The organism is Oleiphilus sp. HI0086 (assembly GCF_001635225.1).
In genome coordinates, this window is the sequence record NZ_LWFZ01000562.1 from 1 (window position 1) to 775 (window position 775).

Annotated in this window: 1 protein-coding gene; it reads left to right on the forward strand. The window is 44.1% G+C overall.

All coding sequences use genetic code 11. The annotated features are described in order from the left end of the window. Positions 1 to 181: 181 nt before the first annotated feature. A partial coding sequence (locus A3756_RS06785) for a transposase (RefSeq protein ID WP_156490332.1) occupies positions 182 to 775 on the forward strand: 594 nt, incomplete at its 3' end.

Below are 775 nucleotides of genomic sequence, written 5' to 3' on the forward strand. Positions count from 1 at the left end.
CCATGAGCACCTCCACATAAGGTCTATATAACTATAGTAGGGTGTACACTAATTGTTGGGCACTCGGAAACCTAGACATAATGACTCCCCACGTCCCAAAAGAGTGCTGACCTCCTATCGTGGGTTAGCAAAGCCAGAGCCATAATATATGTGTCATACCATATAAGCGGAGGCCAGCACCATGAAAAACAATACCATAATTTTTGTCGGATTGGACACCCATAAGGAGTTCACCGAAGTCGCATATTGCGAAGATCAACGAGGCTCAGAAGTAAAGCATCTTGGAAGAGTTTCTTCAGCCAAAGTATCACTTACCAAGATGGCAAGACAGTTTGAAAGCAAATACCCGCAGGCTACCCTGCATTTTGTTTATGAAGCAGGCCCCTGTGGCTACTGGATTTATCGATTGCTGACAAGCTTAGGCCATTGTTGCTATGTTGTTGCGCCATCACTGATTCCAAAGAAACCCGGACAACGCGTGAAAACAGATAAACGCGATGCACAAGATTTAGCTCGTTTGGTTCGTAATGGCGACCTTGATCCGATTTACGTTCCTGAACCCGCAGATGAAGCAATACGAGATCTATCTCGAGCACGTGAGCGTGCAATGCATGATTTGAATAATGCACGTTTCCAGCTAAAAGCCTTGCTGCTCAGAAACCATATTAACTATTCAGGCAAATCAAATTGGAGCTTAAAACACCTTCGTTGGTTAACAGAGATCATCTTACCTCATCCTAGTCAGCAATTTGTCTTGCAAGAGATGATTCAAACC